The organism is Flintibacter sp. HCN-6482 (genome assembly GCF_037892565.1).
Taxonomy (GTDB): Bacteria; Bacillota; Clostridia; order Oscillospirales; family Oscillospiraceae; genus Lawsonibacter; species Lawsonibacter aceti.
In genome coordinates this window covers 219,095-244,797 of sequence record NZ_JBBKBK010000003.1, presented here as the reverse complement: position 1 = coordinate 244,797, position 25,703 = coordinate 219,095, and the positions used below count along the sequence as shown (strand labels likewise).

Annotated in this window: 28 protein-coding genes; 2 read left to right on the top strand and 26 right to left on the bottom strand. The window is 57.3% G+C overall.

The window, feature by feature from the left end; genetic code table 11:
- Window positions 1–135 precede the first annotated feature (135 nt).
- Window positions 136–2,760 (top strand): S-layer homology domain-containing protein, encoded by a 2,625-nt coding sequence (locus tag WKS99_RS10830; RefSeq protein ID WP_340405927.1) that lies wholly within the window; start codon window positions 136–138, stop codon window positions 2,758–2,760.
- A gap of 84 nt (window positions 2,761–2,844) precedes the next feature.
- Here the strand turns inward: WKS99_RS10830 and WKS99_RS10825 are convergent, their stop codons facing one another.
- The 5 genes from WKS99_RS10825 to WKS99_RS10805 all read right to left on the bottom strand — a co-directional run bounded on the left by WKS99_RS10825 (window position 2,845) and on the right by WKS99_RS10805 (window position 9,763).
- Window positions 2,845–3,267: a hypothetical protein gene (locus WKS99_RS10825; protein ID WP_340405926.1), complete on the bottom strand. Its 423-nt coding sequence runs from the start codon at window positions 3,265–3,267 to the stop codon at window positions 2,845–2,847.
- A 183-nt stretch (window positions 3,268–3,450) separates the two neighbouring features.
- Window positions 3,451–6,573, bottom strand: coding sequence for an efflux RND transporter permease subunit (locus tag WKS99_RS10820; protein ID WP_186852893.1), 3,123 nt, complete (start codon window positions 6,571–6,573; stop codon window positions 3,451–3,453).
- A 6-nt stretch (window positions 6,574–6,579) separates the two neighbouring features.
- A complete protein-coding gene (locus WKS99_RS10815) occupies window positions 6,580–7,749 on the bottom strand; it encodes an efflux RND transporter periplasmic adaptor subunit (protein ID WP_147572333.1) in 1,170 nt (389 codons plus the stop codon).
- A gap of 11 nt (window positions 7,750–7,760) precedes the next feature.
- Window positions 7,761–9,140 carry a TolC family protein gene (locus tag WKS99_RS10810; protein ID WP_340405925.1) on the bottom strand — a complete coding sequence of 460 codons (1,380 nt, stop codon included), beginning with the start codon at window positions 9,138–9,140 and terminating at the stop codon, window positions 7,761–7,763.
- Entirely contained in the window at window positions 9,137–9,763 is a 627-nt protein-coding gene (locus tag WKS99_RS10805; RefSeq protein WP_147572335.1) for a TetR/AcrR family transcriptional regulator, read from the bottom strand. Before WKS99_RS10805 ends, WKS99_RS10810 begins: the two co-directional genes overlap by 4 nt.
- A 427-nt stretch (window positions 9,764–10,190) precedes the next feature.
- Between WKS99_RS10805 and WKS99_RS10800 the strand changes: the two genes are divergently transcribed.
- Entirely contained in the window at window positions 10,191–13,145 is a 2,955-nt protein-coding gene (locus WKS99_RS10800; RefSeq protein ID WP_340405924.1) for an S-layer homology domain-containing protein, read from the top strand.
- Between the two features lie 81 nt (window positions 13,146–13,226).
- On the opposite strand, the gene WKS99_RS10795 is transcribed toward WKS99_RS10800, so the two are convergent.
- From WKS99_RS10795 to rplE, 21 genes are all read right to left on the bottom strand, one after another.
- On the bottom strand, window positions 13,227–13,733 hold the full coding sequence (locus WKS99_RS10795) for a hypothetical protein (protein WP_186852896.1): 507 nt from the start codon (window positions 13,731–13,733) through the stop codon (window positions 13,227–13,229).
- A gap of 301 nt (window positions 13,734–14,034) precedes the next feature.
- Window positions 14,035–14,856: an amidohydrolase family protein gene (locus WKS99_RS10790; protein ID WP_340405923.1), complete on the bottom strand. Its 822-nt coding sequence runs from the start codon at window positions 14,854–14,856 to the stop codon at window positions 14,035–14,037.
- Between the two features lie 161 nt (window positions 14,857–15,017).
- On the bottom strand, window positions 15,018–15,362 hold the full coding sequence (gene rplQ, locus WKS99_RS10785; RefSeq protein WP_147572401.1) for a 50S ribosomal protein L17: 345 nt from the start codon (window positions 15,360–15,362) through the stop codon (window positions 15,018–15,020).
- Between the two features lie 189 nt (window positions 15,363–15,551).
- On the bottom strand, window positions 15,552–16,502 hold the full coding sequence (locus WKS99_RS10780; RefSeq protein ID WP_147572402.1) for a DNA-directed RNA polymerase subunit alpha: 951 nt from the start codon (window positions 16,500–16,502) through the stop codon (window positions 15,552–15,554).
- A gap of 134 nt (window positions 16,503–16,636) precedes the next feature.
- Entirely contained in the window at window positions 16,637–17,239 is a 603-nt protein-coding gene (rpsD, locus tag WKS99_RS10775; RefSeq protein WP_147572403.1) for a 30S ribosomal protein S4, read from the bottom strand.
- Window positions 17,240–17,261: 22 nt separating this feature from the next.
- Entirely contained in the window at window positions 17,262–17,663 is a 402-nt protein-coding gene (gene rpsK, locus WKS99_RS10770) for a 30S ribosomal protein S11 (RefSeq protein WP_147572404.1), read from the bottom strand.
- Between the two features lie 14 nt (window positions 17,664–17,677).
- Window positions 17,678–18,046: a 30S ribosomal protein S13 gene (gene rpsM, locus WKS99_RS10765; RefSeq protein WP_147572405.1), complete on the bottom strand. Its 369-nt coding sequence runs from the start codon at window positions 18,044–18,046 to the stop codon at window positions 17,678–17,680.
- An 18-nt stretch (window positions 18,047–18,064) separates the two neighbouring features.
- Window positions 18,065–18,178: a 50S ribosomal protein L36 gene (gene rpmJ / locus WKS99_RS10760; protein WP_008982609.1), complete on the bottom strand. Its 114-nt coding sequence runs from the start codon at window positions 18,176–18,178 to the stop codon at window positions 18,065–18,067.
- Window positions 18,179–18,425: 247 nt separating this feature from the next.
- Window positions 18,426–18,644, bottom strand: coding sequence for a translation initiation factor IF-1 (infA, locus tag WKS99_RS10755; RefSeq protein WP_020989775.1), 219 nt, complete (start codon window positions 18,642–18,644; stop codon window positions 18,426–18,428).
- Window positions 18,631–18,930, bottom strand: a complete 300-nt coding sequence (locus WKS99_RS10750) for a KOW domain-containing RNA-binding protein (protein ID WP_147572406.1) — start codon at window positions 18,928–18,930, stop codon at window positions 18,631–18,633. The genes infA and WKS99_RS10750 overlap by 14 nt, the downstream gene beginning before the upstream one ends.
- Window positions 18,923–19,687 (bottom strand): type I methionyl aminopeptidase, encoded by a 765-nt coding sequence (map, locus tag WKS99_RS10745; RefSeq protein ID WP_147572407.1) that lies wholly within the window; start codon window positions 19,685–19,687, stop codon window positions 18,923–18,925. Before map ends, WKS99_RS10750 begins: the two co-directional genes overlap by 8 nt.
- An 11-nt stretch (window positions 19,688–19,698) precedes the next feature.
- Entirely contained in the window at window positions 19,699–20,331 is a 633-nt protein-coding gene (locus tag WKS99_RS10740; RefSeq protein WP_147572647.1) for an adenylate kinase, read from the bottom strand.
- Window positions 20,332–20,353: 22 nt separating this feature from the next.
- Window positions 20,354–21,736, bottom strand: coding sequence for a preprotein translocase subunit SecY (gene secY / locus WKS99_RS10735; RefSeq protein ID WP_340405922.1), 1,383 nt, complete (start codon window positions 21,734–21,736; stop codon window positions 20,354–20,356).
- 1 nt (window position 21,737) lies between these two features.
- Window positions 21,738–22,178 (bottom strand): 50S ribosomal protein L15, encoded by a 441-nt coding sequence (rplO, locus tag WKS99_RS10730; protein WP_147572409.1) that lies wholly within the window; start codon window positions 22,176–22,178, stop codon window positions 21,738–21,740.
- A 15-nt stretch (window positions 22,179–22,193) separates the two neighbouring features.
- Complete coding sequence (rpmD, locus tag WKS99_RS10725) at window positions 22,194–22,376, bottom strand: 50S ribosomal protein L30 (RefSeq protein WP_050623215.1); 183 nt, start codon at window positions 22,374–22,376, stop codon at window positions 22,194–22,196.
- 14 nt (window positions 22,377–22,390) lie between these two features.
- A complete protein-coding gene (rpsE, locus tag WKS99_RS10720; protein ID WP_147572410.1) occupies window positions 22,391–22,891 on the bottom strand; it encodes a 30S ribosomal protein S5 in 501 nt (166 codons plus the stop codon).
- Window positions 22,892–22,909: 18 nt separating this feature from the next.
- Window positions 22,910–23,269, bottom strand: coding sequence for a 50S ribosomal protein L18 (gene rplR / locus WKS99_RS10715; protein WP_147572411.1), 360 nt, complete (start codon window positions 23,267–23,269; stop codon window positions 22,910–22,912).
- 17 nt (window positions 23,270–23,286) lie between these two features.
- On the bottom strand, window positions 23,287–23,832 hold the full coding sequence (gene rplF / locus WKS99_RS10710) for a 50S ribosomal protein L6 (protein WP_147572412.1): 546 nt from the start codon (window positions 23,830–23,832) through the stop codon (window positions 23,287–23,289).
- Between the two features lie 14 nt (window positions 23,833–23,846).
- A complete protein-coding gene (gene rpsH / locus WKS99_RS10705) occupies window positions 23,847–24,245 on the bottom strand; it encodes a 30S ribosomal protein S8 (protein WP_147572413.1) in 399 nt (132 codons plus the stop codon).
- Between the two features lie 704 nt (window positions 24,246–24,949).
- Window positions 24,950–25,135, bottom strand: a complete 186-nt coding sequence (locus WKS99_RS10700; protein ID WP_147572414.1) for a type Z 30S ribosomal protein S14 — start codon at window positions 25,133–25,135, stop codon at window positions 24,950–24,952.
- A 15-nt stretch (window positions 25,136–25,150) separates the two neighbouring features.
- Window positions 25,151–25,702, bottom strand: a complete 552-nt coding sequence (gene rplE / locus WKS99_RS10695) for a 50S ribosomal protein L5 (protein WP_147572415.1) — start codon at window positions 25,700–25,702, stop codon at window positions 25,151–25,153.
- Window position 25,703 lies beyond the last annotated feature (1 nt).

Sequence of the window (25,703 nt, the reverse complement as noted above, 5' to 3'; positions counted from 1 at the left end):
TAGCGGGTTTTCCTCACCTTTTTTGCTGTGCAAGGGGCGTTATACAGGGCTGATGCCATAAAAAGTCCTCAAAGCCTCGAAAAAATGGGGATTTTGTCGGAAAAGTCCCCGAAAAAATTTAAGGAGGAATCCCGAATGAGAAACCTGAAACGGGCTCTTAGCCTGGCTCTGGCTTCCGTCATGGTCATGGGCCTGATGGTAGTCGGCACCGGCGCGAGCTACGCCGATGTGTCTTCCGAGGACAACAAGGAAGCCATCGAAGTTCTCGAGACTGTCGGCATTATGACCGGCGACGAGAACGGCAACTTCAACCCCGACGCACTGGTCACCCGTAACGAGATGGCCGTGGTCATGTCCAACCTGATGGACTACCGCGTAGCCAGCTACGCCGGCACCTCTCCCTTTACCGATGTGCCCGCCTGGGCTGAACCCTATGTGGCCGCCTGCTACACCAACGGCATTACTTCCGGTATCAGCGCCACCACCTACGGCGGCAGCGACTCCGTCACTACTGCCCAGGCCGCTCTGATGCTGATGAAGGCCCTGGGCTACTTCCAGTATCAGGACGACTTCGGTGATGACTGGCAGCTGGCCACCACCCGCCAGGGCGCCAAAATTGAGCTGTTTGACGACGTGGATGCCGGCGTGCGCGAGGCTATGACCCGCAACGACCTGGCCCAGCTGGTGCTGAACACCCTGAAGTCCGGCATGGTGGAGCCCGATGACAACACCATCAACGTCACCGCCCCCGGCGTGCAGGTCCAGGCCGGCAAGGTCAACTACTACTTTGTGACCAGCAACAAGGACTATGCCAAGACCATCAGCGTGGCTGAGTCTGCCTACAGCCTGAGCGGCATCTCCGGCCCCATCGTGGAGCTGGGCGAGAAGCTGTACAACGGCGATCTGAAGCAGAAGGAGAACCAAACTGATGACTTCGGTCGTCCCGGCACCAAGTGGAGCTATAAGTCCACCTCCATCGGCACCTTCGCCGACACCCCCATCGCCACCTACACCGCTAAGGCCTCCCGCGCCGCTCTGTACGACCTGGTGGGCAGCAGTGTGGTGGATGACCTGACTCTGAAGACCACTGCCCTTGCCGCTGGCGACGAGGATCAGCTGGTCGTCTATGTGGACGGCGTGCAGGACACCGCTACTCCCAAGAGCAATTACTTCGGCCGCAACAGCTCCGCCGGCGGCGTGTCCGGCAAGGGCGTGACCACCGAGGTCTATCTGGACAACGACGGCAACGTTACTCTGGTCTATGTCAACACCTATCTGATGCAGGCCACCAACGATTACAGCGAGAAGAAGGGCACCATCAACGTCACCGTTAAGACTAAGCCTGAAGCCGGCCTGAGCGTCAATGTTCTGGACGAGGACGACTTTGAGGAGATCAAGGACTTCGCCGACGACGACTACATCCTGTACACCGCCTCCAAGAAGGGCGGCAGCTGGGATATCAAGTCCGTGGCCAAGGCCGAGGTCGTTACTGGTACCGTTGAGGCCTTCTCTATCGGGGGCTCCGGCTATGTGAAGATCGATGGCACTCAGTATGACTACGCCAAGAAGGCCGCTTCTGACGCCTCCAACGGCTATGCCACCGAGTATGTTGTCACCGACACCGCCTCCGTGGTGACCGATGCCAACGGCTACGTCCTGTATGTGGACAACGCCTCCATCTCCGTGGGTAACTATGTTTATATCGATGCTGCTGCCGAGTCCAGCACCCTGGGCTCCAATGTCATTGCCGATGCTTACTTCTCTGACGGCACCCGCGGCGAAATCACCGTGAAGGATCTGTTTGAGCGCGACGGCAGCGGTAATCTGAATAGTTCAGCTACCCCTATTACAACGAAAACCACCGCAATTGCCGGCTGGTACGCCTACACCAAGAACAGCCGTGATGAGTACACCCTGAAGGAAGCCAAGACCAGCGCCCAGATCGGCTCTGATAACGCTCAGAGCATCGACAACGGCAAGGTCTCCATCGGCAGCAAGGCCGCTAACGCCGACACCATTTTTGTGGTGAAGCAGACCGACGGCAACAAAAACGTCAATGTGTACACCGGCATCACCAACGTACCCAACATTGACAACGCTACCGTTTATGCCATGAACGCCAAGGATGATGCCGCCAAGAAGCTTTCCCTGGTCTATGTCGAGGCTGCCAAGGCCGACATAGACAACGCTACCACCGACAGCGTCCTGTTCCTGCTGAAGCACGACTCCACCTACATCAACGATGTGGACAACGAGAAGGTCTATGTATGGAAGGCTCTGCTGGATGGCGAGGAGATCACCATTGAGTCCAAGACCATTGATACCACCTACTCCGCTGGTGCTATCTTCGAGGACTACTCCATCGACAGCGACGGTTACTATGAGGCCGGCAATAACTTTGTTGCTGGCAGCAAGGCTTCCGTAGATCCCCTGTATATCAGCGGTGGTGATAAGATTGCCGTGAGCGGTGGCACTCTGACCATCGGCGGTAAGAGCTACGTAGTGGATGACGATACCGCTATTAACCTGGTCATGCTGCCCAAGAGCAGTACCAATGGTCAGACTTTGAAGGATGAGATCATGACCGACGACAACGCCAAGTACGAGGTCGCTCTGGGCATCGATGCCGGGGATCTGGAGGGCCGCTTCGACGGCTACAAGGTTGCTGGTAATGTCTACGCCACCTATGTGGATGATATCACCGACACCGACCTGCTGGCCTCTGTGTATGTTGTCATCACCGAGGTGTTTGCCGGCTGATAATTGGGCATACGTCTAAACAAAGACGTCCTTATTGCATTGGGCATCCATCCCCCCGCACCGTAAGGTGCGGGGGGATGTCCTTTATATCAGGGCCATATAGTGATATATGGTATTGGCCACATTGGAGTAGATCCCAAAATATTCCGTCCGGTTGAAGTGGACCCGGATGCCGGTCCCCTCGATCTCCAGCACCATGTACTGATTGACCTGGACGGGGTGTCCGGCTAAAGCCAGCCCGCCATAGTGGCCGCTGCCGGCGGAGGCATAGGTGTTGCCGGCCTGTGTGGAAACATATATTGCCTTTGGCGCAAAACCCAGGTCAATTAGTCGGCTCTCGGTCCCATCTCCGGTATAGGTTCCGGTGACAATCCGGGGCACGGCCCCCGCCAGCGCCCTCAGCGCCTGGTCTATCTTCCTGTTGTCCTCATTGAACTCCGCACGGAGCACCTTATCCTCCGCCGCCCATTGATTGAGCTGGAAATATTCCGTGTAACTGCTTGCCATATTCCTTCGTCCTTTCTGCGTTTGAAATCTTTTGTTGGGGCGCCGGTCTTTCCCTCTATCTAACACAAAAAACCGCCCCGGAGTAGGACGGTTTCATACATTTTTTGGAAATTATAAGCCAACTTTATTCCTTTTCAAAAAAGCTCCCCTGTCCAGGACAGGGGAGCTTTTTATTAGGCCGGTTCAACCCACTTCAGCGGGGACAGGGGGTTCGGCCTCCTTCTTTTTCCGGCGGAAAGTATGGCTCAAGTCGTCGATGACTGAGTAATACACTGGAGTAAATACCAGGGTTATCACCGTAGATATGACCATGCCTGAGATCATCGTGACGCCCATATCGGTCATCATCTCGTTGGTCTCCCCAATACCAAGGGCCATGGGGATCATGGCAATCACCGTAGTCAGGGTGGTCATCAGAATGGGCCGGACGCGCAGAGGGCAGGCGTGGAGGATGGCCTCCTCCCGGCTTTCTCCCTTGGAGCGGCGGATCTTGATGTACTCCACGAGGATGATAGAGGAGTTGACCACCGTACCGGCCAGCATAATAATAGACACCAGCGCCAGGATGGACAGGTCCCGCCCAGTGAGGGGCAGGGCGAACAGAGCGCCAGTAAAGGCCACCGGGAGGATCAGCATGACCATGACCGGCATGGCAAAGGACTCGAACTGGACCGCCAGCACAAAGTAGACCAGCAGCAACGCAACCACCAGAGCAAAGCCCAAGTCAGCAAAGCTTTCCATCATATCCTCATAGGAGCCGGCGGTCTGGGCCTCATAGCCCTGGGGCATGGCATACCCGTCCAGGATCTCATTGATGGCGGCGGTCATCGCTGTCGTATCGCCGCTGATGGTATCACCGGTGATGGTGACCTGTCTGGTCTGGTTGCTGCGTGTGATGCTCTGGGGCGCCTGCTCCACAGTCACCTCCGCTACCGAGGACAGGGGGATGGTCCCCCCGTAGCTGGAAGGAACCGGCATGGACTTCAGGGCATCCAGACTGGCGGAGGCGGCCCCGTCGCCCTTGACCACTACATCATACTCCTTGTTGTCAATGGTAACTGTTGTGGCGGTGACGCCGGTTAGCTCCGACCGGACCGCGGAGCCAATAGACGCGGCGGTCAGGCCATATTGGGCGGCCGCCTCCCTCCGAATGGATACCTTGACCTGATCCACAGCCTCGGACAGAGAACTCTCCACATCCACGGCGTCAGGCAGGGCGGCAATTTGGTCCTTCAGATCGTTCGCGATCATCTCCAGCGTATCATAGTCATCGCCAGAGACCTCTACGTTGATATCGTTGCCGCTCATCATAGTCATGGAGCTGGAGGCGCTGACCGTGATCTCGCAGCCCGCGATATCCTGCAGGGCCAGACGCAGATCGTCCTCAATATCAAAGGCGCTGCGCTCCCGCTCACTCTTTCCCACAAGGTTGACACCCATGGTCACAGAGTTTCCGGAGGACATCATGGAGGAGCCGCCTCCCTGGGCGATGTAATACATATCTTCCATCTCCGGGACCTCCCGCTCCACAATGGCGGCGACACGATCGGAGATAGCGGTGGCCTCCTCCACAGAGGAGCCGATAGGCATTCCAATACTGATGGAAACGCTGTTCTGATCCATTTCCGGGATCATGACCATCTTGGTGTTGGCCAGGGTGAGAACAAATATTGCCACCAGACCAAGGGAGGCCAGCATCCCCATCTTCAGATGGCGGACAAAATAGCCCAGAAGGCCCATATAGCCGTGATAGATCCGCTGGAACAGGCGGGTGGAGAAGGTAGCCCCACCGCTCCTCTTCAGGGCCCGGGCGGCCTGCTTCTCCCTGCGGCGGCGGACCTTCTCCTCATCCAGGGTAAAGTAGCACAGAAGGGGCACCAGTGTGAGAGAGATAATCAAAGAAGCCGCGATCAGCGACGCAATGGTCAGACAGAAGTCGCGGAACATATCCCCCGCCATACCTTCCACCAGCCCCAAGGGGACGAACACGGCCAGAGTGGTGAGGGTGGAGGCTACCACAGAGGAGGTGACCTCCTGGGTTCCATCGACACAGGCACTCAACCGATCGTGTCCTTCGTCAGAAAAACGGTTGATGTTTTCCAGTACGACGATGGAGTTGTCCACAATCATACCTACGCCCATGGCGATGCCGCCCAGACTCATCATGTTTAAGGTCAGGTCCAGCACGCTCATCAGAACGAACACAGACAGGATGCACACGGGCATGGAGATACAAATAGTTAGGGTAGAGCCTCCCCGGCGCAGGAACAGCAGCACCACGACAGCGGCCAGCAGGACGCCCTGCCAGATGTTGCTGAAGGCAGAGTTCACCGACTGGTCAATGTAATCACTGGCGATATAGGGGACAGAGTAACGAATATTTGGGTTCTCCGCCGCCAGCTCCTGGAGCCGTGTTTCCACAGCCCGCGCCACGGCCATTTCATTTCCTCCCGCCTGCTTGGATACCTGAAGAATAACGCAGGAGGTTCCCCCTACTTTAGCGACCGCGTCCAGGTCCTCCGCCTCCATCCTGACATCGGCCACCTCGGACAGACGGACTGTCCCGCCGGCCGGCAGCGTAATCAGGGTGTTGGCAACATCCTCCAGTGAGGTGTATTTGGCGTCGGTGGACACCGTCAGCTTCTTCGAGCCGCTCTGTAAATCGCCGCCGGGGTACAGCAGGTTCTGTCCTGCCAAGAACTGACTGATATAGCTGTTAGACAGGCCAAAGCCCGCCGCCTTGGCCGGGTCAATCTCCACGGCGATCTGTTGCGCGTTTCCGCCGCCGACGGATACCTGTGCCACTCCGTCGATGCGCTCCAGGGCGGGAGCAATCTCATCCTCCGCCAGAGTCTGGAGCTGGGACAGGTCCTCGCCCATCAGGGCAATCATAGCTGTGGGCATCAGTTCACTGGCGTTGATGTTGATGATCATGGGGTCTGCGGCGTCCTCCGGCAGGGAAACCATGTCAAATTTCTCCCGCAGCTTGGTAGCCGCAATGTCTAGGTCGGTTCCTTCCTCGTAAGTAATTTGAATGGTACTGACGCTCTCTGACGAAGTGGATTGGATCTCATCCACACCGGAAACCGACATAATAGCGGATTCCAATGGAGCGGTCACCAGATCCTCAATGTCGCTGGGGTTGGCACCCACATAGGTAGTCATCACCACAGCCATGGGCATTTCCATATTAGGCATCAGAGCCATTTGCAGGCGGGCGCTGAAAAGGACACCGAAGATGACCACCATGATGACTGCCAACAATGTCGCTACTTTATGGCGGATACAGGCTTTTGCAGTATTCATCAGGGCTCAATCCTCCCCGGATACGATCCGCACCGCAGTGCCGTCAGCCAGATAGGACTGGCCCACAGTTACGAGCTGCTGCCCTTCGCTCAGGCCAGAGGTCACCTCGGTTACACCGTTTCCGGTCAGCCCAATCGTCACCTCGGTGTACTTGGCCACGCCATCCTCCACTACAAAGGCATATTGGGTCGAACCGCTGGTCAGGATGGCCTCAGTGGGAACTACCACAGCGTCCGCAGAGGTGTCCGTGTGGAAGGTCACATCGGCGAACATACCAGACAGCAGGCCCTCGATGTCCTCGTCCAAGGCTACAGTGACGGTATATAGCTTGGTCTGCGCATTGGCCGCCTTTTCGATGCCCCGGATGGTCCCCACCGTGGATACGCCCAGGGAACTGATGGTCACGTCGGCTTCATCTCCCTGGCCAAGCTTGGGTACCAGAGCCTCCGACACAGACACCTGGACCTTCATGGTGTCCACTCCCTCCACCACGGCTACCGGCATAGAGGCAGATACATAGCCACCCTCTGTGGCATTTAAAGTAACCACAGTCCCGGCAACGGGGGAAATCACATTTCCACCACTGTCTACATTCTCTAAAACAGTGGCCAGCTGCTCCACATTAGATTTATAGCTCTGCATCCCAGCCTCTAACTGGGAGAGCGTGGAGTTACGGGTTGCAACGGCGCTCTCCAGCTGGAGTTCAGCCTGATCGATCTCCAGCTGAGAAGCCGCCCCAATCTCCTTCAGCGCCTTCAGGTCGCTGAGGTTTTTCTCATATAAGGCGATCTGGCTGTCAAAGACTGCCTTCTGATCCTGGTAGCTTTGAACAGCGGAACTGTAACTAATATTGGCGGCGTTGTAAGAGGAGAGGGTGCTGGCCATATCCAGTGTGCAGATTTTCTCCCCGGCAGATACGGTATCACCCGCCTCCACATAGACAGCGGTACACTGGGCATTGACAGCCACAAAAATGGACTCTTGTCCGTCAGCGACCACCTTGCCAGACACCTTGTTCTCTGTGGAGATGGTCTGGCGGGATACCTCCTCCACCTGAACCGCCACGCCGGCGGGGACATCTGTCTGGGAGCTGTCCTCCTCCCCAGACTGGCAGGCGGCAAGGGACAAGATCATGGCGGCCGCCAGGACAGTGGAAATCGTACGAGTGTGCTTCATGGTGCTCTCCTTCAATTCAAAATGCCGTAGTCCACGGCCCAGCGGTAATTGTTATAAGCGGTAAACAGGTCGACCTCAGCGCCCTCCACCGTTTCCTGGGCGCTCTTCACCTTGTCCTCCGCCTCCAACAGCCCGTTGTCGGACAAGCTGCCCTGGCTATGCTTCAGTTGGGCCACGGAGTAATTGTCCTGCTCCACCGCCAAGGCGGTCCTGGCGGCGTCCAGCACCTGCTTATAGTCCTTCACTTGGAGGTACAGGGAGCGAAAGCTGTTTTCAAAGCTCTGTAATGTCGCCTGATAAGTATATTGGGCAGATTCCCAGGTGTGCTGGGCGGAAACATACTGATACTTTTTCTCGTTGTAATTGTAATCCTTTCCAGCGTCCTTAAAGTCCTCTTGGGCGTCTTCCAAGGTGCGCTGGGCGGCAAACAGATTGTAGCTGACCTCCTTGGCGGCAGCCAAATCCGCCTCCAGGTCCATTTCCTCCAGCTGTTGGCTGGTGACCTGGGGCAGCCCCTGAAGCTGGATGTTCCCGGTCTGCTCCGCTCCGATCAGCATCTCAAGCTGTGCCTTGTAGTTGGAGATATTCATCTCCAGTGTTTGCTGACCGCTGACCAGGGCCGTGCGGCTGGCCTGTGTCTGACGCAGTGTCTGGGAGGAAATATGGCCCAGCTCATAGCGCAGCTCCATTTCCTGGATAGTGCGGTCCAGGGCAGTCAGCTGGCGGTCCAGGGCGCTGTCATTCAACTCCAAATCCACCAAAGCCACATATAGGGATTCAGCTGCCATTATAATCTGCTCCTGGGCGTTTTCCAGCTGGCGGATGACAGCGGCGTTGTCCTCCTGGATCTTTCCATCTTTCAAATCGTCAAAGGTATCCCGCAGGGAATCGTAGGCGGCATCCATAGAGGAGGCGGCGATAGAGCCAATTCCCCCAGGAATCCCCGTGATCATTCCCCACTGGGCCTGGGCAATCTGGTTGATCTGCTTGCGGATATCGTCGGTCATTTTTTCATAATCTATGGCCTCGATGGCCTGGATACTCTCCTCCAAGGCTAACAGATTCAGATTGTTCTCCCGCAGGCGGTGCTCCAAGTTGGTAAAACTGATAGAGCCCACCGGATCAGGTATGTATTCCTCCGCGGGCGGCTGTTCCTCCTGTTCCTCCTCCACTTCCCCAGCGTCCGCTCCATAGACGGCGCTCTCCATCTCCTCGGCGCCTTCCGTATTTTCCGGGGAAACATCCGGTTCTCCAGAGGTTGGGGCCCCGTCAGTCTGGGCAGCGGTGCTCCCGGAGGACGCAGCGTCGTCCTCCACAGCCAGAGCCGCCCCGCCAATCAGGGACAGCCCCAGCGCCGCCGCCAGCAGCAGCGCGATGGTCCTATGTTTCATGTGGTTTCCTCCTCATGTGTCCGGGCTGCGCAGCCATAGCGCAGCAAATCGATTCTTGCTTGCAGGATATCACGTTGTATCTCCCGCTGACTATATTCCTGTAGAGTTTCCACGACAGCACCGCCTAAAATAGCCATGCCCAGGAAAAAGATATGTTCCGCATACTCTCTATTCTGTTGCCGCAGCCCGGTCATATCCGTCTCATCCCATAAAGGTTCTGGCATCAATCCTGGTCGTTCTGTCAAAAAGCTCTGGGTCTCTATCCCCGGATTGAGGCGCAGGACCTGAATAAAACGTGCCAGCACTGGGTCAGCGACTCCTCTTTGTTGAACTAAACGGTCAAACGCCCCAAGAGGAAGGGATAATAAATCACCTTCATGGGTATGCAAAATATCCCGCAGGCTTTGGATAAAATATTCCCGTACACCTTTTAGTAAGTAACGGATCATGTCCTCCTTATCGGTAAAGTATTGGTAGAAGCTACCCCTTGGAATGTGGGCAGCCGCAATGATACGGTTGATAGATACATCAGTGAATCTGACCCGGGTACATTCCTCCCAGCAGGCGTCCATCAGCCGCAGCCGTTTTTCTTCCGGCAGGCGAAAAAATGTACTGGTTGGCATATGCGTCCTCCCTTATGACGACCTGTCGCTTATGACAGCCTGTCGCATATTATACACACCATCTCCCCCTGTGTCAACTCAAAGACCTGTTACGATTTTGTGAATTTTTTGAGGCCCTATTTGGTAGACATTCCAAATTGTTTCTCTCTTCTATGTCTACCAAATGTCTACCAAAAAAAGCGGGAAAGCGCTGGGAAACAGGGCTTTCCCGCTTTTCCATTTTCTGGGTGTCTACCAGATGTCTACCAAGGGCACTTTTTCTTTGGAAAAGCGCCCTTTTTTATTTGCTCTTAGCGGGTTTTCCTCACCTTTTTTGCTGTGCAAGGGGCGTTATACAGGGCTAAGTGTCCCTAAAAGTCCTCAAAACCTCAAAAATGCGGGGGATTTTCAAGAAATCACCCCGAAAAAATTTAAGGAGGAATCCCGAATGAGAAACCTGAAGCGGGCTCTTAGCCTGGCTCTGGCTTCCGTCATGGTCATGGGCCTGATGGTAGTCGGTTCCGGCGCGAGCTACGTCGATGTGTCTTCCGAAAACAACGTGGAAGCCATCGAAGTTCTCCAGAAAGTCGGTGTCATGACCGGCGACGAGAACGGCAAGTTCAACCCCGACGCCAACGTCACCCGCAACGAGATGGCCGTCATCATGTCCAACATGCTGGACTACAAGGTGTCCAACTACGCTGGCACCGCTCCCTTTACCGACGTGCCTTCCTGGGCTGAACCCTATGTGGCCGCCTGCTACACCCACGGCATCATTTCCGGCTACGACGCCAAGACCTTTGGCGGCAGCGACTCCGTCACCGCCGCTCAGGCCGCTCTGATGATGATGAAGGCCCTGGGCTACTTCCAGTATCAGTCCGATTTCGGCGAGGACTGGCAGATGGCCACCATCCGCGAGGCCAACAAGATCGACCTGTACAAGGACGTGAACGCCACCGCTGTGGCCCCCATGACCCGCAACGATGTTGCCCAGCTGGCTCTGAACACCCTGAAGTCCTATCAGGTTGAGGCTGACAACGACACCATCAATGTCAATGGCAACGGCGTGTCCGTCAGCGGCGGCAGCGTCAAGTACTATCAGCTGGTCAGCAATGACAAGATGTACAAGGCCATTGACGACCGCACCGGCCTGAGCATGTCCAATGTTTCCGGCTACACCAAGGAGCTGGGCGAGGACCTGTATGACGGCGACCTGGAGTGCAAGGACGAGACCGACGATTTCGGCCGCCCCGCCACCACCTGGAGCTACAAGAGCTCTACCATCGGCACCTACTCCGACTCTGCCGACCAGACCTGGACTGGCAAGGTCAGCGAGAAGGACCTGTACACTGCCGCTGGTTCCGCCGCCTATGACAACTACAAGTGGACTGTGTACCGCAACGGCGAGATCGTTGAGGACATGGACCGCGTAAACGGCAAGGACGTTCTGGACTATGGCAAGACCAGCAGCGAGCGTTGGCAGGAGACTGGCAACGGCGTGCTGACCGAGCTGTATGTGGACTCCACTGAGGAAGATGTCGTTGTGACCATCATCGACACCTTCGTGGCTGAGGTCACCAAGGTGGAGGACAATGGCGACGACTACACCGTGACCATTTCCTACAAGAGCGATAAGCCCTCCAAGGCCGAGAACGAGTTTGACACCGATCAGAAGTTCTCCAAGGAGGACATCGTGGTCCTGACCATCGGCGGAACTGAGATTCAGTCCATGGCCAAGGCCGAGATCGTTGAGGGCACCGTCAGCTCCGTCAAGGACAACGACTATGTGAAGCTGGACGGCACCACCTACAACTACAACCGCGCTTACTGCACCACCGTGATCAATTCCGCTAAGGGCCTGGTCAACCTGGACGACGGTGACAACTTCACCAACCCTGACATCGACAACGAGGTCGTTCTGTACCTGGATACCTACGGCAACGCCGTGGCCATCGAGGGCGCTGAGGACTCCGTGGACGACTACCTGTTCGTCACTGGCGTTGACTCCGCCTATGGCGACGTGTCCGCCAAGGTCGTCTTTGCTGACGGCACCGAGGAGAAGATCGACATCGACGAAATCGACGGTGTGGATGCTTACTGGAAGGGCACCGGTGACAAGCGCGTCCCCACTGAAGGCCACATCTACAAGTGGAACCAGAGCGGCAGCGAGTACGACCTGGAATCCGCCTCTTATGCTAACTTCGAGCAGATCCTGTTTGATGCCTCCAATGGTAAGGGCAAGGTGGAGCGCGACAACGCCTCCGTGTATCGTGGCAGCGACCGTATCGGCACCGCTGACAGCGACACCGTGTTCATCAACACCGACGACGACAAGGTGTGGACTGGCTATAAGAACGTCTCCAGCCAGGAGGACATCGTGGGCGCCGCTGTGAAGGATGACGGCGTGATCACCATCCTGTTCATGTCCAGCTCCAGCGGCTCCTCCGCCGAGGACGACGACTTCGTCTTCATCAGCGGCACCGATCCTGAGGTCGTCAACGACAACGGCGACAAGCTGTACCAGTACAACAGCGCCTACATCAACGGCGAGAAGGTCGAGGGCGGCTTCATTGTTTCCAGCAGCTCCGCTAAGGACGACATTGTCACCAAGGGCCTGTACCAGGTCACCAAGCGTGACAACGACGATCACGCCACCGAGGTAAAGCTGGTTGTGGACGCCACTGCCGACAAGAAGGGCGACTACGAGAGCGGCGCTCTGGAGGCCTTTGAGTCCTATGCCACCTACGCCAAGAAGGACATCCTGTCCCTGAATAGCGGCAAGGGCAACCTGACCGCTGGCAGCCAGTCTGACTTCAGCTATAACAACGACACCACCTTCGTGGTCGTGGAGCTGAAGAAGGACAACACCGACGTGGACTCCGTCTATGTGGGCGGTGTCAGCGACATCGAGACCGACGCGGAAGGCCTGACCGGCGTGTTCGTGGTCACCGTTGAGGATGACGGCGACGATACTCCTATGGCCGAGGTCGTTCTGGTCATCGTGCCCGACGAGGACACCGTGATTGATAAGGACGACAACAACAACGGCGATTACGAGGTCGTTTCTCTCGCTAGCAAGAAGATTGAGCTCACCGTTGATAAGAATGGCGAGTTCACTCTGAAGAATGTCAAGGTCCAGAAGGGCGGCGAGAACTACGAGAATCTGGGCGATGTCACCCTGTCCGCCAAGATCGAGCTCTACAACAAGGGCTGGGATGAGCTGGAGACTGTGGAAGAGGTCTTCACCGCTGAGAAGTCTGTTGTCGCTGACTCCAACGGCATCAACTTCAGCAGCGACCTGCTGTCCTCCGGCGATAAGATCCGTGTCACCCTGACTCTGAGCAACAAGACCATCGGTGATATCGAGTTCTTCACCGGCTCCATGACCGTTCCTGAGGCCTAAGAATTCTATTCTTTAGAACTCTAGAGCGATTGGACACCTAGACTGAAAGCACCCCCGGTATTTCCGGGGGTGCTTTTCCTCTTATCCCAAGGCCAAATAGTGAAATACAGTATTTTTTTCATTCGAGGCATAGTAATCGCCGTTCGAACTTTTGTGTACCACCCGGAAGCCCCCCGCCTCCAAGGTGACCAAAGCGGTCTCTCCAGCGGTTGCCGGATTCCCAGTTACCGCCAGTCCTCCGTAATAGTAAGCAGCCAGATTGGCGCCGCTGGCGTAGGTCCTGCCCTGCTTGTCACACAGATAGACCGCCTTAGGTGAGAATGGAAGGGAGATCAGCCGGCTGGCCGCTCCGTCCCCCGTATAAGCCCCCGCCGCGATCTGTACTAAATTGCTCCGCATCTCCTCCAGGTCGGTGCTGTCCGCCTTTTGAGACACTAGGCTTTGAAGGGCGGTCAGCGCCTCCTGGTCCGCCTTTTCCTGGAGCGCCTGGTCTATCTTCTGATTGTCCTCATTGAACTCTGTGCGGAGCACCTTATCCTCCGCCTCCCATTGGTTAAGCTGGTAGTGTTGGGTCTTGTTGGTTGACATGATGGTTCCTCCTTTAATGAGTAAGGTTAAGGGTGTGGCTTTTGCGGGGTACGCCTTTTTTATACACTTTGACATGATTGTCTGAAGGGGCCTGTAAAATACGGCACGCCTAGTTGTCACGCCCTGCATGCGCCCCTCTGCCGGTCAGCCGGGCCGGAGCCGCAGCGTGACCCCTTCTATCTAACACAAAAAACCGCCCCGGAGTGGGACGGTTTCATACATTTTTTGGAAATTACAGGATTATTATCTTCAAAAGAGGGCGGACCCCCTTCCAGGGGGTTCCGCCCTCTCTTATACCTGGTCACAGACCAAGTCCATAGATCCGGTTTGCGTTGTGGAAAAACACCTTTTCCCAATGCTCCTCTGGTACAATCCCCTGAATGAAGCGAATATACTCCTCCAAATTGACGATAGGCCAATCCGTACCATACATAATATCATCCCACTGGAGGATAGCGGTGAGCCAGGTCCGGAGAAGGGATACATAGCCCGCCTGCTCCCGGAAATAGCGCTCCAGATCCACCCGCCCCTCCAACAGACCGGACAGGTCCGCGGATACGTTCCGGTTCTTCTCCACCACCGCTGCGGCCGCCTCTAAAAAAGGGTTCCCAAAGTGGCACATGACAAACCGGGTCTTTGGATGGTCGGCGGCGGCTTCATCCAGGGCGAGGGGGTGGCAGTATTTCAGATGGGCCCGGGAAAACGAGGTCAGCCCCATATGGACGGCCACAGGCTTGTCATAGCGGGCCGCCAGGGCGTAGACAGGCTCATAGACAGGGTCGGTGAGCCAGACCTTATTATAGCCCGGATAGAGCTTCACCCCGCAGCAGTTATCCCGCTTCAGGTTCTCCTCCACACGGTCAGCCAGATCCGGGATGAGCCGCTTTCCACCCTCCAGCAGGGAGCTGTCCAGCCCGATACAGTAGTGGAACAAATCAGCCGGATAGGCATGGTAGGCCGGGTCCAAGCTCCGGTTGCCCATGACCACTCCATGTACCATCTCCAGTTCCCCATAGACATCCCGCAGGTGGTCCACCGAGTTGATATGTCCCACTCCCTGGGCCATGGCGTTAGTTCGCTCATCGGGTGGAAAGAGATGGAGGTGGGCATCAATGATTTTCATAGGAAGGCGCTCCTTTGGCACGTTTTTTTCTATTATAGCAGATAGCGCGGGTCAAAAAAAGGGGGCTGGCTGCTTTTCCCCGCCGGAGGCGCCCGCCTGGTTTTCCGCCGCCGTCGACGCAAAAGCCCCCTGGCATATGCCAGGGGGCTTGCAAATGTCTATCACACCAGCTGGATAATCGCCATCTCGGCGGCGTCGCCGCGGCGGGGGCCGATGCGGACGACGCGGGTGTAACCGCCGTTGCGCTCGGCATACTTGGGGCCGATCTCCTTAAACAGCTTGTTGGCCACATCCTCCTTCGTGATGTAGGACAGGGCCTGGCGGTAGGAGGCCAGGGTGTTGTCCTTGGCCAGGGTGATCATCTTCTCGGCCACGGGAGCCACTTCCTTAGCACGGGTGACAGTGGTCTTGATCTGGCCGTTCTCCAGCAGGTAGGTGACCATGGCGCGCAGCATAGCGCGGCGCTGATCGCTGGTGCGGCCCAGCTTGCGGTTCTTCTGAGACATGAGAAACACTCCTCCGACCTCGCGTGGCGAGATCTCCATAAATTCGTTCATTCGGCCACTAGGGCCGGGACACCCCGCTGAGGGGACAGGAACCCCGCACCCGGACAGGAACGTTACTTACTTCCGGGCTGTCCTTTGAAGTATCGCGAAGTACGATACCCCTTCTTTTGTCTGATGATTCGGCGCTTCTTAGTTATTTTCCTCGCTGGCCAAGGACAGGCCCATCATCGCCAGCTTGTTGATAACCTCTTCCAGGGACTTACGGCCCAGGTTCCGAACCTTCATCATCTCTTCCTCTGTCTTGGAGATCAGGTCCTCCACCGTATTGATGTTGGCCCGCTTCAAGCAGTTATAGGAGCGGACAGACAGATCCATGTCATCGATGGTCATCTCCATCACCTTATCCCGCTGGGTCTCCGCCTTCTCCACCACCGTAGACTTGTTACCCATGGTCTCGGACAGGTCGGTGAACAGCGTGAAGTGGTCGCACAGGATGCGCGCCCCCAGGGAAACAGCGTCCCGAGCATCGATGGTGCCGTTGGTCCACACCTCCAGCGTCAGCTTGTCATAGTCCGTGGCATCGCCCACACGGGTGTTCTCCACGGTGTAATTGACCTTACGGACGGGGGTATAGATGGAGTCTACGGGGATGGTGCCAATAATGGACTGGGCCGGCTTGTTCTTGTCGGCGGAAACATAGCCACGGCCGTGGGCCAGGGTCAGTTCCATCGACAGGGTGGCGTCAGGTCCCAGGGTTGCGATATGGAGATCAGGATTCAGGATCTCCACATCAGCGTCCGCTTTGATGTCACCGGCGGTGACCTTGCACTCCCCGGCGGCCTCGATGTGGACGGTTTTCACTCCCTCGCAGTACAGCTTGGCGATGATCCCCTTCACGTTCAGGACGATCTCGGTCACGTCCTCCTTGATGCCGGGGATAGTGGTAAACTCGTGCTGGACACCGGCGATCTTGATGGAGGTCACCGCGGTACCAGGCAGAGAGGACAGCAGGATCCGACGCAGGGAGTTGCCCAAGGTGGTGCCATAACCCCGCTCAAGGGGTTCCACAACGTACTTGCCGTAGGAGGCGTCGCCGGGATTCTCCACACATTCGATGCGGGGCTTTTCGATTTCTACCATATGCTAGGATACCCTCCTTTTCTCGGCGGTGTACTTGCCACCGCCTGATTCAGCTCACCAATATCTGAGGGTTGTCTAAGTCTGGTCTTTTGCCAGGTCTCTCCAGCTCGTCTGGAGAGACCCGCAAAAATAGATTACTTAGAATACAGCTCGACGATGAGGTGTTCTTCCACGGGGAAGTCGATGTCGTCCCGGGCGGGCATGGCAGCGACAGTACCCTGGAGGGTATTCTTGTCACGGGTCAGCCACTTGGGCAGAGTGACCATAGGGGCATCCTCACCCAGCAGGCCCTTAAACTTGACGGAGGAGCGGCTCTTCTCCCGAACCTCGATCACGTCGCCCACCTTCACCAGGTAGGAGGGGATGTCCACCCGCTGGCCGTTGACAGTGAAGTGGCCATGGGTAGTCAGCTGGCGGGCCTCGCGGCGGGTCTTAGCAAAGCCAAGACGGTACACCACGTTGTCCAGACGGCGCTCAATGAGGGTCAGCAGGTTCTCACCGGTCTTACCCTGCATACGAGAGGCCTTCTCATAGTACATATGGAACTGTTTTTCCATAATGCCATAGACAAACTTGACCTTCTGCTTCTCGGTCAGCTGCAGGGCATACTCGGACTTCTTCTTCCGCATATTCCCGCCGGGATTGCGATTGGTAGTCTTTTTGGCATAGCCCATAGCGGCAGGGGACAGGTTCAGAGCCTTGCACCGTTTAGCGATGGGCTGCATATTTCTAGCCATGTGTCATAACCTCCTTCTCTGATCAGACGCGGCGGCGCTTGGGCGGGCGGCAGCCGTTATGGGGAACCGGGGTCACATCCTTGATCATGGTGACCTCCAGGCCCACGGCCTGCAGCGCGCGGATAGCGGCCTCACGGCCGGCGCCGGGGCCCTTCACGAAGACCTCGACGGATTTCAGGCCGTATTCCATCGCAGCCTTTGCAGCCGTTTCGGCGGCAGTCTGAGCGGCGAAGGGGGTGGACTTACGGGATCCACGGAAACCCAGACCGCCGGAGGAGGCCCAGGACAGGGCGTTGCCCTGCGCGTCAGTGACGGTGACCATGGTATTGTTGAAGGAGGAGCGGATATGCACCTGGCCCTTCTCCACGATCTTGCGTTCGCGGCGCTTACGCACCACTTTCTTACCCTTGGTATTAGCAGCCATTGTATATCCCTCCCTTACTTCTTCTTATTGGCTACGGTACGCTTGGGACCCTTACGGGTACGGGCGTTGGTCTTGGAACGCTGGCCGCGGACAGGCAGCCCCTTGCGGTGGCGGATGCCCCGGTAGCAGCCGATTTCAGTCAGCCGCTTAATGTCCATCGCCACGTTGCGGCGCAGGTCGCCCTCGACCGTATACTCATGACCGATAACCTCGCGCAGCTTGGCCTCATCCTCCTCGGTGAGGTCCTTCACACGGGTATCGGGGTTAATCCCGGCCTGGGCCAGGATCTTGTTGGCGCTGGTGCGCCCAATGCCGTAGATATAAGTGAGGCCGATCTCGATTCTTTTCTCTCTCGGCAGGTCAATACCGGCAATACGAGCCATTTTTTACAGCACCTCCAATTAACCTTGTCTTTGCTTATGCTTGGGGTTTTCGCAAATAACCATGACTTTGCCCTTGCGCTTAATGACTTTGCACTTCTCGCACATGGGCTTCACGGACGGTCTGACTTTCATTGTTAAAACCTCCTATGAATGCCTTGATGGCCCCTCCTCGTCGAAACAAGCTCCGTATCCTTCGCCCCCACACGTGTGTGAGGGCTCAGTTACTCCGCTGTTTCTCCTCTCCAAATGCGACCCGCTTCGCTGGGCTCGCATTTGGGAGCGGCCTTGCGGCCGCTTGTCCCCGCGGGGGGACGGGAGTCTGGGCGGACCCCGGAAGGCAAGGCTTCCGGAGAAAGCCGGACGATTCGGTCGTTGATAGTTACTTAGATCTCCAGGTAATACGGCCTCGGGTGAGGTCGTAAGGCGACATCTGGACCGTCACCTTATCGCCGGGCAGGATACGGATGAAATTCATACGCAGCTTGCCCGAAATATGTGCCAGGATGATGTGTCCGTTTCCAATATCCACATGGAAGGTGGTATTGGGCAGGGATTCGGTAACGACTCCCTCCAGCTCGATCATATCATCTTTCGCCAAGCGTGTTTCCCTCCTTGAAGGCGGCCAGCGCCCTTCTCAATGCTCTGTCGGACAGCGGTGTCCCGCGTTTCAGCCCTTGGATGGTCGGGTGGTCAAATGGATGCTCCATATCAGTGAGAGGGAGCACATGGCCCAGCTTTTTGACCTTGGGATTGGCGACCTTACGGCGCTTTCCATCGGCCAGCAGCAACATGGACCGCTCCTGGTCCACTCCCACCACACAGAACACTCCGCCCTTGTCCCGGCCAGCGGCGGCCTCTACGATCCAGCCCGTATAATCATACATAGGCTCCATCCTCTGTGACGGTCAGGATCTCAGGGCCCTCTTCTGTGATCAGGATACTGTTCTCATAGTGGGCTGTCAGGGACCCATCCAGAGAGACGGTGGTCCATTTGTCTGACAGCACCTTCACCCGCCAGTCTCCGGCGCATACCATAGGCTCTACCGCCAGGGTCATGCCAGGCTGAAGCCGGGGACCGTGGCCGGCAGGTCCGAAGTTGCGTACCTCCGGGGGCTCATGGAGTCTGGCGCCCACGCCATGTCCCACAAAATCCCGGACGACGGAAAAGCCGTTGGCCTCTACATACACCTGGACCGCGTGGCCGATGTCAGAGACCCGGCAACCCTGGCGGGCAAATTTCATGCCCTCCCAGAAGCTCTGCTGGGTGACCTGAATCAGGCGCTTGGCCTCGTCGCTCACCTGCCCGCATGGGTAGGTGGCGGCGCAGTCACCATGGAAGCCGCCGATAAAGGCGCCCACATCTACGCTGACGATGTCGCCCTCCTTCAGCTTTCGGGGCCCAGGGATGCCGTGGATAACCTCCTCGTTCACCGAGATACAAGCGGAGCCGGGAAAACCGCCGTATCCCAGGAAGGAGGGCTTGGCCCCATGGCTCTCGATAAAGCGGCGGACCGCTGTATCGATCTCATGGGTCGTGACTCCGGGTCTGATCATAGAGCCAGCCAGAGCCCGGGCCTGGGCGGTAAGGCGCCCAGCCCGGCGCATGGCCTCGATCTCTCGGGGAGATTTTAGTGAAATCATTTCCAAACCCATCAGATACTCAGGGCCTCCATGATCGCTTTGGTGGTATCCTCAATGGTACACTGATTATCTACGGGGGTCAGGATACCCTTCTCCTCATAGTAGCCCTTCAGGGGCTCGGTCTCAGCGTGGTAGACCTCCAGCCGGTGGCGCACAGTCTCCGGCTTGTCGTCCTCCCGCTGTACCAGGGGTCCGCCACAGGTGTCGCACACACCTTCCACTTTAGAGGGCTTGGCCTTCACATGGTAGGGCGCGCCGCAGTTCTGGCAGACCCGGCGGCCGGTCATGCGCTCTTCGATCTCCCCATCGGAGATCTCGATGGACACCACATGGTCAAAGGTCACACCTGCCTGGGCCAAAGCCTGGGCCTGGCCAATGGTGCGGGGCACTCCGTCCAGGATAAAGCCCCCGGAGCAGTCAGGCTGCTCCAACCGCTGGGCAACGATGCCGATGATAACGGAATCGGGGACCAGCTTGCCCGCATCCATATAAGACTTGGCCTCTAAGCCGATGGATGTGCCTTCCTTGATGGCGGCACGCAGAATATTGCCGGTGGAGATGGTCGGGATTCCCAGCTTGGCGCTGAGGATCTCAGCCTGAGTTCCTTTGCCGGCGCCCGGAGCGCCCAGCAGGATCAGCTTCATTCCCATATCTCCAACCTCCCGCTTATTCAAGGAAACCCTTGTAATGCCGCATCAGCATCTGGGCTTCCAGCTGCTTGACGGTCTCCAGGGCCACGCCCACCACGATGATGACTGAGGTGCCGCCGATCGCCAGAGAACTATAGCCCACGATATTTCCAGTGATAATGGGGGCGATGGCAATGACAGACAGATACAGAGCGCCAAACATAGTGATCTTGGACAACACCCGGGTGATGAAGTCGGCAGTTGGCTTACCGGGCCGGATGCCGGGGATGAAGCCTCCGTTCTTCTTCAGGTTATTGGACACCTCAATGGGGTTGAAGGTCATGCTGGCGTAGAAGTAGCTGAAGCCAACGATCAGGAAGAAATACAGCACGGAGTAGAAGGGTTTGCTGGTGTCAAACAGCCGCATCATGGCTCCGCCAAAGCCAGTGCTCTCCACGGTAGCCCCGGTAAAGGCGCCGATGGTGGCGGGCAGGGAGGCGATGGACTGGGCAAAGATGATAGGCATGACGCCGGACATATTCACCTTCATGGGGATATGGGTGGACTGGCCGCCATACATCTTCCGGCCAACTACCCGCTTGGCATACTGGACAGGCAGGCGGCGCTCGGCGTTGGAGATAAACACGATAAACACCACCAGAGCCAGCAGGCCGATAACAATGACCGGGATCATCCAAGGAGCCAGGGCCAGTTTCAGCTGGGCCTCAGCCTGCTGAGTGGTCATGCCGGCCGCGGTCAGCGTATCCATGGTCATAGTGCCGTCCTGGACGCTCTTCCAGATGGTTACACCCTTTATGCTGTCAGTCACCATGGTGGGGAAGCGGGACACGATGCCGGCGAACAGGATGATGGAGATACCATTTCCAATGCCGAACTCAGTGATCTGCTCACCCAGCCACATCAGGAAGGCGGAGCCGGCGGTAAAGGAGAGGACGATGACCGCTCCAACCCAGAAAGCGTTCAGGCTACCGCCCTGGACCAGACCATAGCTGTTGATCAGGGAGTAATAACCAAAACCTTGCAACAGGGCGATGGCCACGGTGGTATAACGGGTGATAGAGGCGATCTTCTTCCGGCCCTCCTCGCCGCCCTCCTTAGCCAACCGCTCCAAAGCGGGAATGGCCACCGTCAGCAGCTGGATGATAATGGAGCTGTTGATATAGGGCTGGATGGACAGGGCAAAGACCGTCGCCATAGAGAAGGCGGAGCCGCTCATGGCGTTCATCAGGCCCAGAATCGTACCGCTCTGAGCCTCCAGATAGAATCCCAGCTGCTCGGAATTGATATAGGGAACAGGGATAGCCGAACCCAGACGGAAGATAAGCAGGGCAAAGATGGTGAACAGGATCTTCTTCCGCAGCTCAGGGACGGACCATGCGTTACGGATCGTCTGGATCATGTCAGATCACCTCCGCCTTACCACCCGCAGCTTCGATCTTTTCCTTAGCGGAGGCGGAGAAGGCGGAAGCCTGGACGGTCAGCTTCTTAGAAATCTGGCCGTTGCCCAGGATCTTGACGCCGTACTCGCACTTGGAGAGGATACCCTTCTCCAGCAGAGCCTTGGCATCGACCACAGCTCCGTCCTCAAACTTATCGAGGGCAGAGACATTGATGGCCTCCAGGGGTTTCGCAAAGATGTTGTTAAAACCGCGCTTGGGGATACGGCGGCTCAGAGGCATCTGGCCACCCTCAAATCCCACGCGGACGCCGCCGCCGGAGCGGGCCCACTGGCCCTTCTGGCCGCGGCCGCCGGTCTTACCATTGCCGGAGCCGGCGCCCCGGCCCTTGCGGTATGCCTTGGTGTTGGAGCCGGCGGCGGGGGAAAGTTCATGCAGATTCATGTGTCGCGCCTCCTTTTAGTTTTCCTCGGTGACCTGGAGCAGGTACCCGATGTGGGCGATCTTGCCGCGGGTAGCCGCGTTGTCGGGCTGCACGGTGGTATCGCCGATCTTACGGAGGCCCAGGGCCTCGGCGGTCGCCTGATGCTTGGCGATGCGGCCGTTCAGGCTCTTGACCAGCTTGATGTTCAGATTAGCCATGGTGAACGCCCTCCTTAACCCACGATCTCTTCCACGCTCTTGCCGCGGATACGGGCCACTTCCTCGGGGCTCTTCAGGGACTTGAGGCCCTCGAAGGTCGCGGAGACCACGTTCTGCGGGTTGTTGGAGCGCAGGCACTTGGTACGGATATCCTTAATTCCGACAGCCTCCATAACGGCACGGACCGGGCCGCCGGCAATAACGCCGGTACCGGGGGCAGCGGGCTTCATCAGCACGCGGCCGGCGCCGAACTCACCAATCACCTCGTGGGGGATAGTAGTGCCGGACAGGGACACGTTGACCATGTGCTTCTTGGCATCCTCGATGCCCTTGCGGATGGCCTCAGGGACCTCGGCGGCCTTACCGGTGCCGAAGCCTACGCGGCCCTTCTCATCGCCCACCACCATCAGGGCGGCGAACTTCATGACACGACCGCCCTTGACGGTCTTGGACACGCGGTTCAGGGAAACGAGCTTCTCCACGAACTCGCTGGGTTCTCTCTCAAATCTAGCCATTTATCGTTTCCTCCTCCCTTAGAACTGCAAGCCGCCCTCACGGGCGCCCTCGGCCAGAGCCTTCACGCGGCCGTGATAGACATAGCCGCCGCGGTCAAAGACCACGTTCTCGATGCCCTTGGCCTTGGCACGTTCAGCCACAGTGACGCCCACCTGCTTGGCGGCGTCGGTCTTGGTGCCCTCGCAGGCAAAGTCCTTCTCCAGGGAAGACGCAGAAACCAGGGTCTTTCCGCTCACATCGTCAATAATCTGGGCGTAAATATTGGTTTCGCTGCGAAATACGTTCAGCCGGGGACGCTCGGGCGTGCCGGAGATTTTAGCACGCACGCGCTTGTGGCGCTTGATACGCTGAGAACGAGTATCGGGTCTGTTGATCATAGTGGCACACCTCCTTCTTACTTCTTGGCGCCGGTCTTACCAGCCTTGCGGCGGATGACCTCGTCTGTATACTTGATGCCCTTGCCCTTGTAAGGCTCAGGGGGACGCTTCTCTCTCACTTCGGCGGCAAACTGGCCCACCTGCTGCTTGTCGCAGCCGTGGATAATGATCTTGTTGGGGCCGGGGACCTCGATCTCAATGCCGGGGATCTCCTCCACGACCACCTGGTGGGAGTAGCCCAGGTTCATGACCAGCTTGTTGCCCTCCTTGGCCACACGATAGCCGACGCCATTGACGTCCAGCTCCTTCTTGTAGCCCTCGGTGACGCCCACCACCATGTTGTGGATGAGGGTGCGGGTCAGGCCGTGCAGGGCACGGTTTTCCTTGGCGTCATTGGGACGGGTGACGTGCAGTGCGCCCTCTTCCATGGCGATAGCCATGTTGGGGTTAAACTGCTGGGTCAGGGTGCCCTTGGGACCCTTGACAGTGACAACGTTGTTGTCCTCTACCTTGATCTCCACTCCGGCGGGAATGGCGATAGGAGCTCTACCAATTCTAGACATTCCTATGACCCTCCTTACCAGACAAATGCCAGGACTTCGCCGCCGACATGGGCCGCACGAGCGGCCTTATCGGTCATGACGCCCTTGGACGTGGATACGATGGCGATGCCCAGGCCGTGCAGAACACGGGGCAGCTCATCGGCGCCGGCATAGACGCGCAGACCGGGCTTGGACACCCGGCGCAGACCGGAGATGACCTTTTCCTTGCCGGCATTGTACTTCAGAGTGACGCGGATCACGCCCTGAGTGCCGTCGTCGATCAGCTGGAAGTTCTTGATATAGCCCTCATCCAGCAGGATCTGCGCGATGGCCTTCTTCATGTTGGACGCGGGGACGTCCACGGTGTCATGCTTGGCGTTGTTCGCGTTGCGGATGCGGGTCAGCATATCCGCAATGGGATCGGTGATGTGCATGAAGTTTACCTCCTATATAAGTTTACCTTGTCGTGCATTGTTACCCTGGGAGCACACAGCTTTCCTCCATATCAGAACACAATCGTCTGAGCAGACCCTTCTGATTTGTGTCCCTCTCTTTGGTCTCACCGCGCTTTCCAAAGCGACGCAGCACTTCCCGGTACAGACGGCAAGGTATCGAGAATTAGGTGGTTCCCGACCTGTTGACCGTCTTTGCGCCTGGTTGGGGCAGGCGCAGTTATCAATACCACCTGAGGTGGGATCGACCTGGATACCCTGTCCCACTTCCGGACGGAGCGCTTTCGGCGCCGGTCTCCGGTCTTTGATAGGGGACAGGACAAATCCCCGCAGCCGCCAATCTTTTTCTGACTGGCGGTTCCGGGTGCGCACTCCCGACTACGTTGGGAGTTTATTGTGTCATTTCCAAGGGGCGACAACAATTTATTATACTCCATACAGCCTGATATAGCAAGGTTTTTTTGCCTCGCACACACGGGCAGGTGGAGAGATTTACGCCGGAACGGGGAAATTTCCCACGTTCCGGACTGTAAAAACCGCAGATTTTGTCGCGCTTCTCCTAAGAGGGAGGGCGGAGCGCCTTGAAAAAAGGCGCCTTCTTCCTGGAAACGATTTTGTTCGGTGATGGGGGCCGCCGCCGCACTTATTGTACGGCAGGCCGCCCCAACCAAAGCATAACAGAAAGATTACCAGGATGCCTTCTTCACGCCGGGGATTTCGCCCTTATAGGCCAGCTCACGGAAGCAGATACGGCAGATGCCGTAGTCCCGGAGATAGGCGTGGGGACGACCGCACAGCTTGCAGCGGTTGTACTGCCGACTAGAGAACTTGGGCGCACGCTGCTGCTTCAGGATCATAGATTTCTTAGCCATAACTCTTCCTCCTCCTTAGCGGCCGGCAAAGGGAGCGCCCACCAGCTTCAGCAGCTCACGGGCCTCCTCATCGGTCTTAGCGGTGGTACACACCACGATGTCCATGCCGCGGATCTTGTCGATCTTGTCGTACTCGATCTCGGGGAAGATCAGCTGCTCCTTCACGCCCAGGGCGTAGTTGCCGCGGCCGTCGAAGGCGTCGGCGGAGATGCCGCGGAAGTCACGGACACGGGGCAGGGCCACATTGAACAGGCGGTCCAGGAACTCCCACATCTTGTTGCCCCGCAGGGTAACTTTCGCTCCAATGGGCATACCTTCACGGAGCTTGAAGTTGGCCACAGACTTCTTGGCCTTGGTGATAACGGCCTTCTGGCCGGTGATGGTGGTCAGGTCATTGACCACGGCATCCAGCACCTTGGCGTTCTCACGGGCCTCGCTGCAGCCAACGTTGACCACGATCTTCTCCAGGCGGGGGATCTGCATCACGGACTTATAGCCGAACTTCTGCATCAGAGCAGGAGCGACCTCGTCCTGGTACAGCTTCTTCAGGTTAGGGGTATTAGCCATT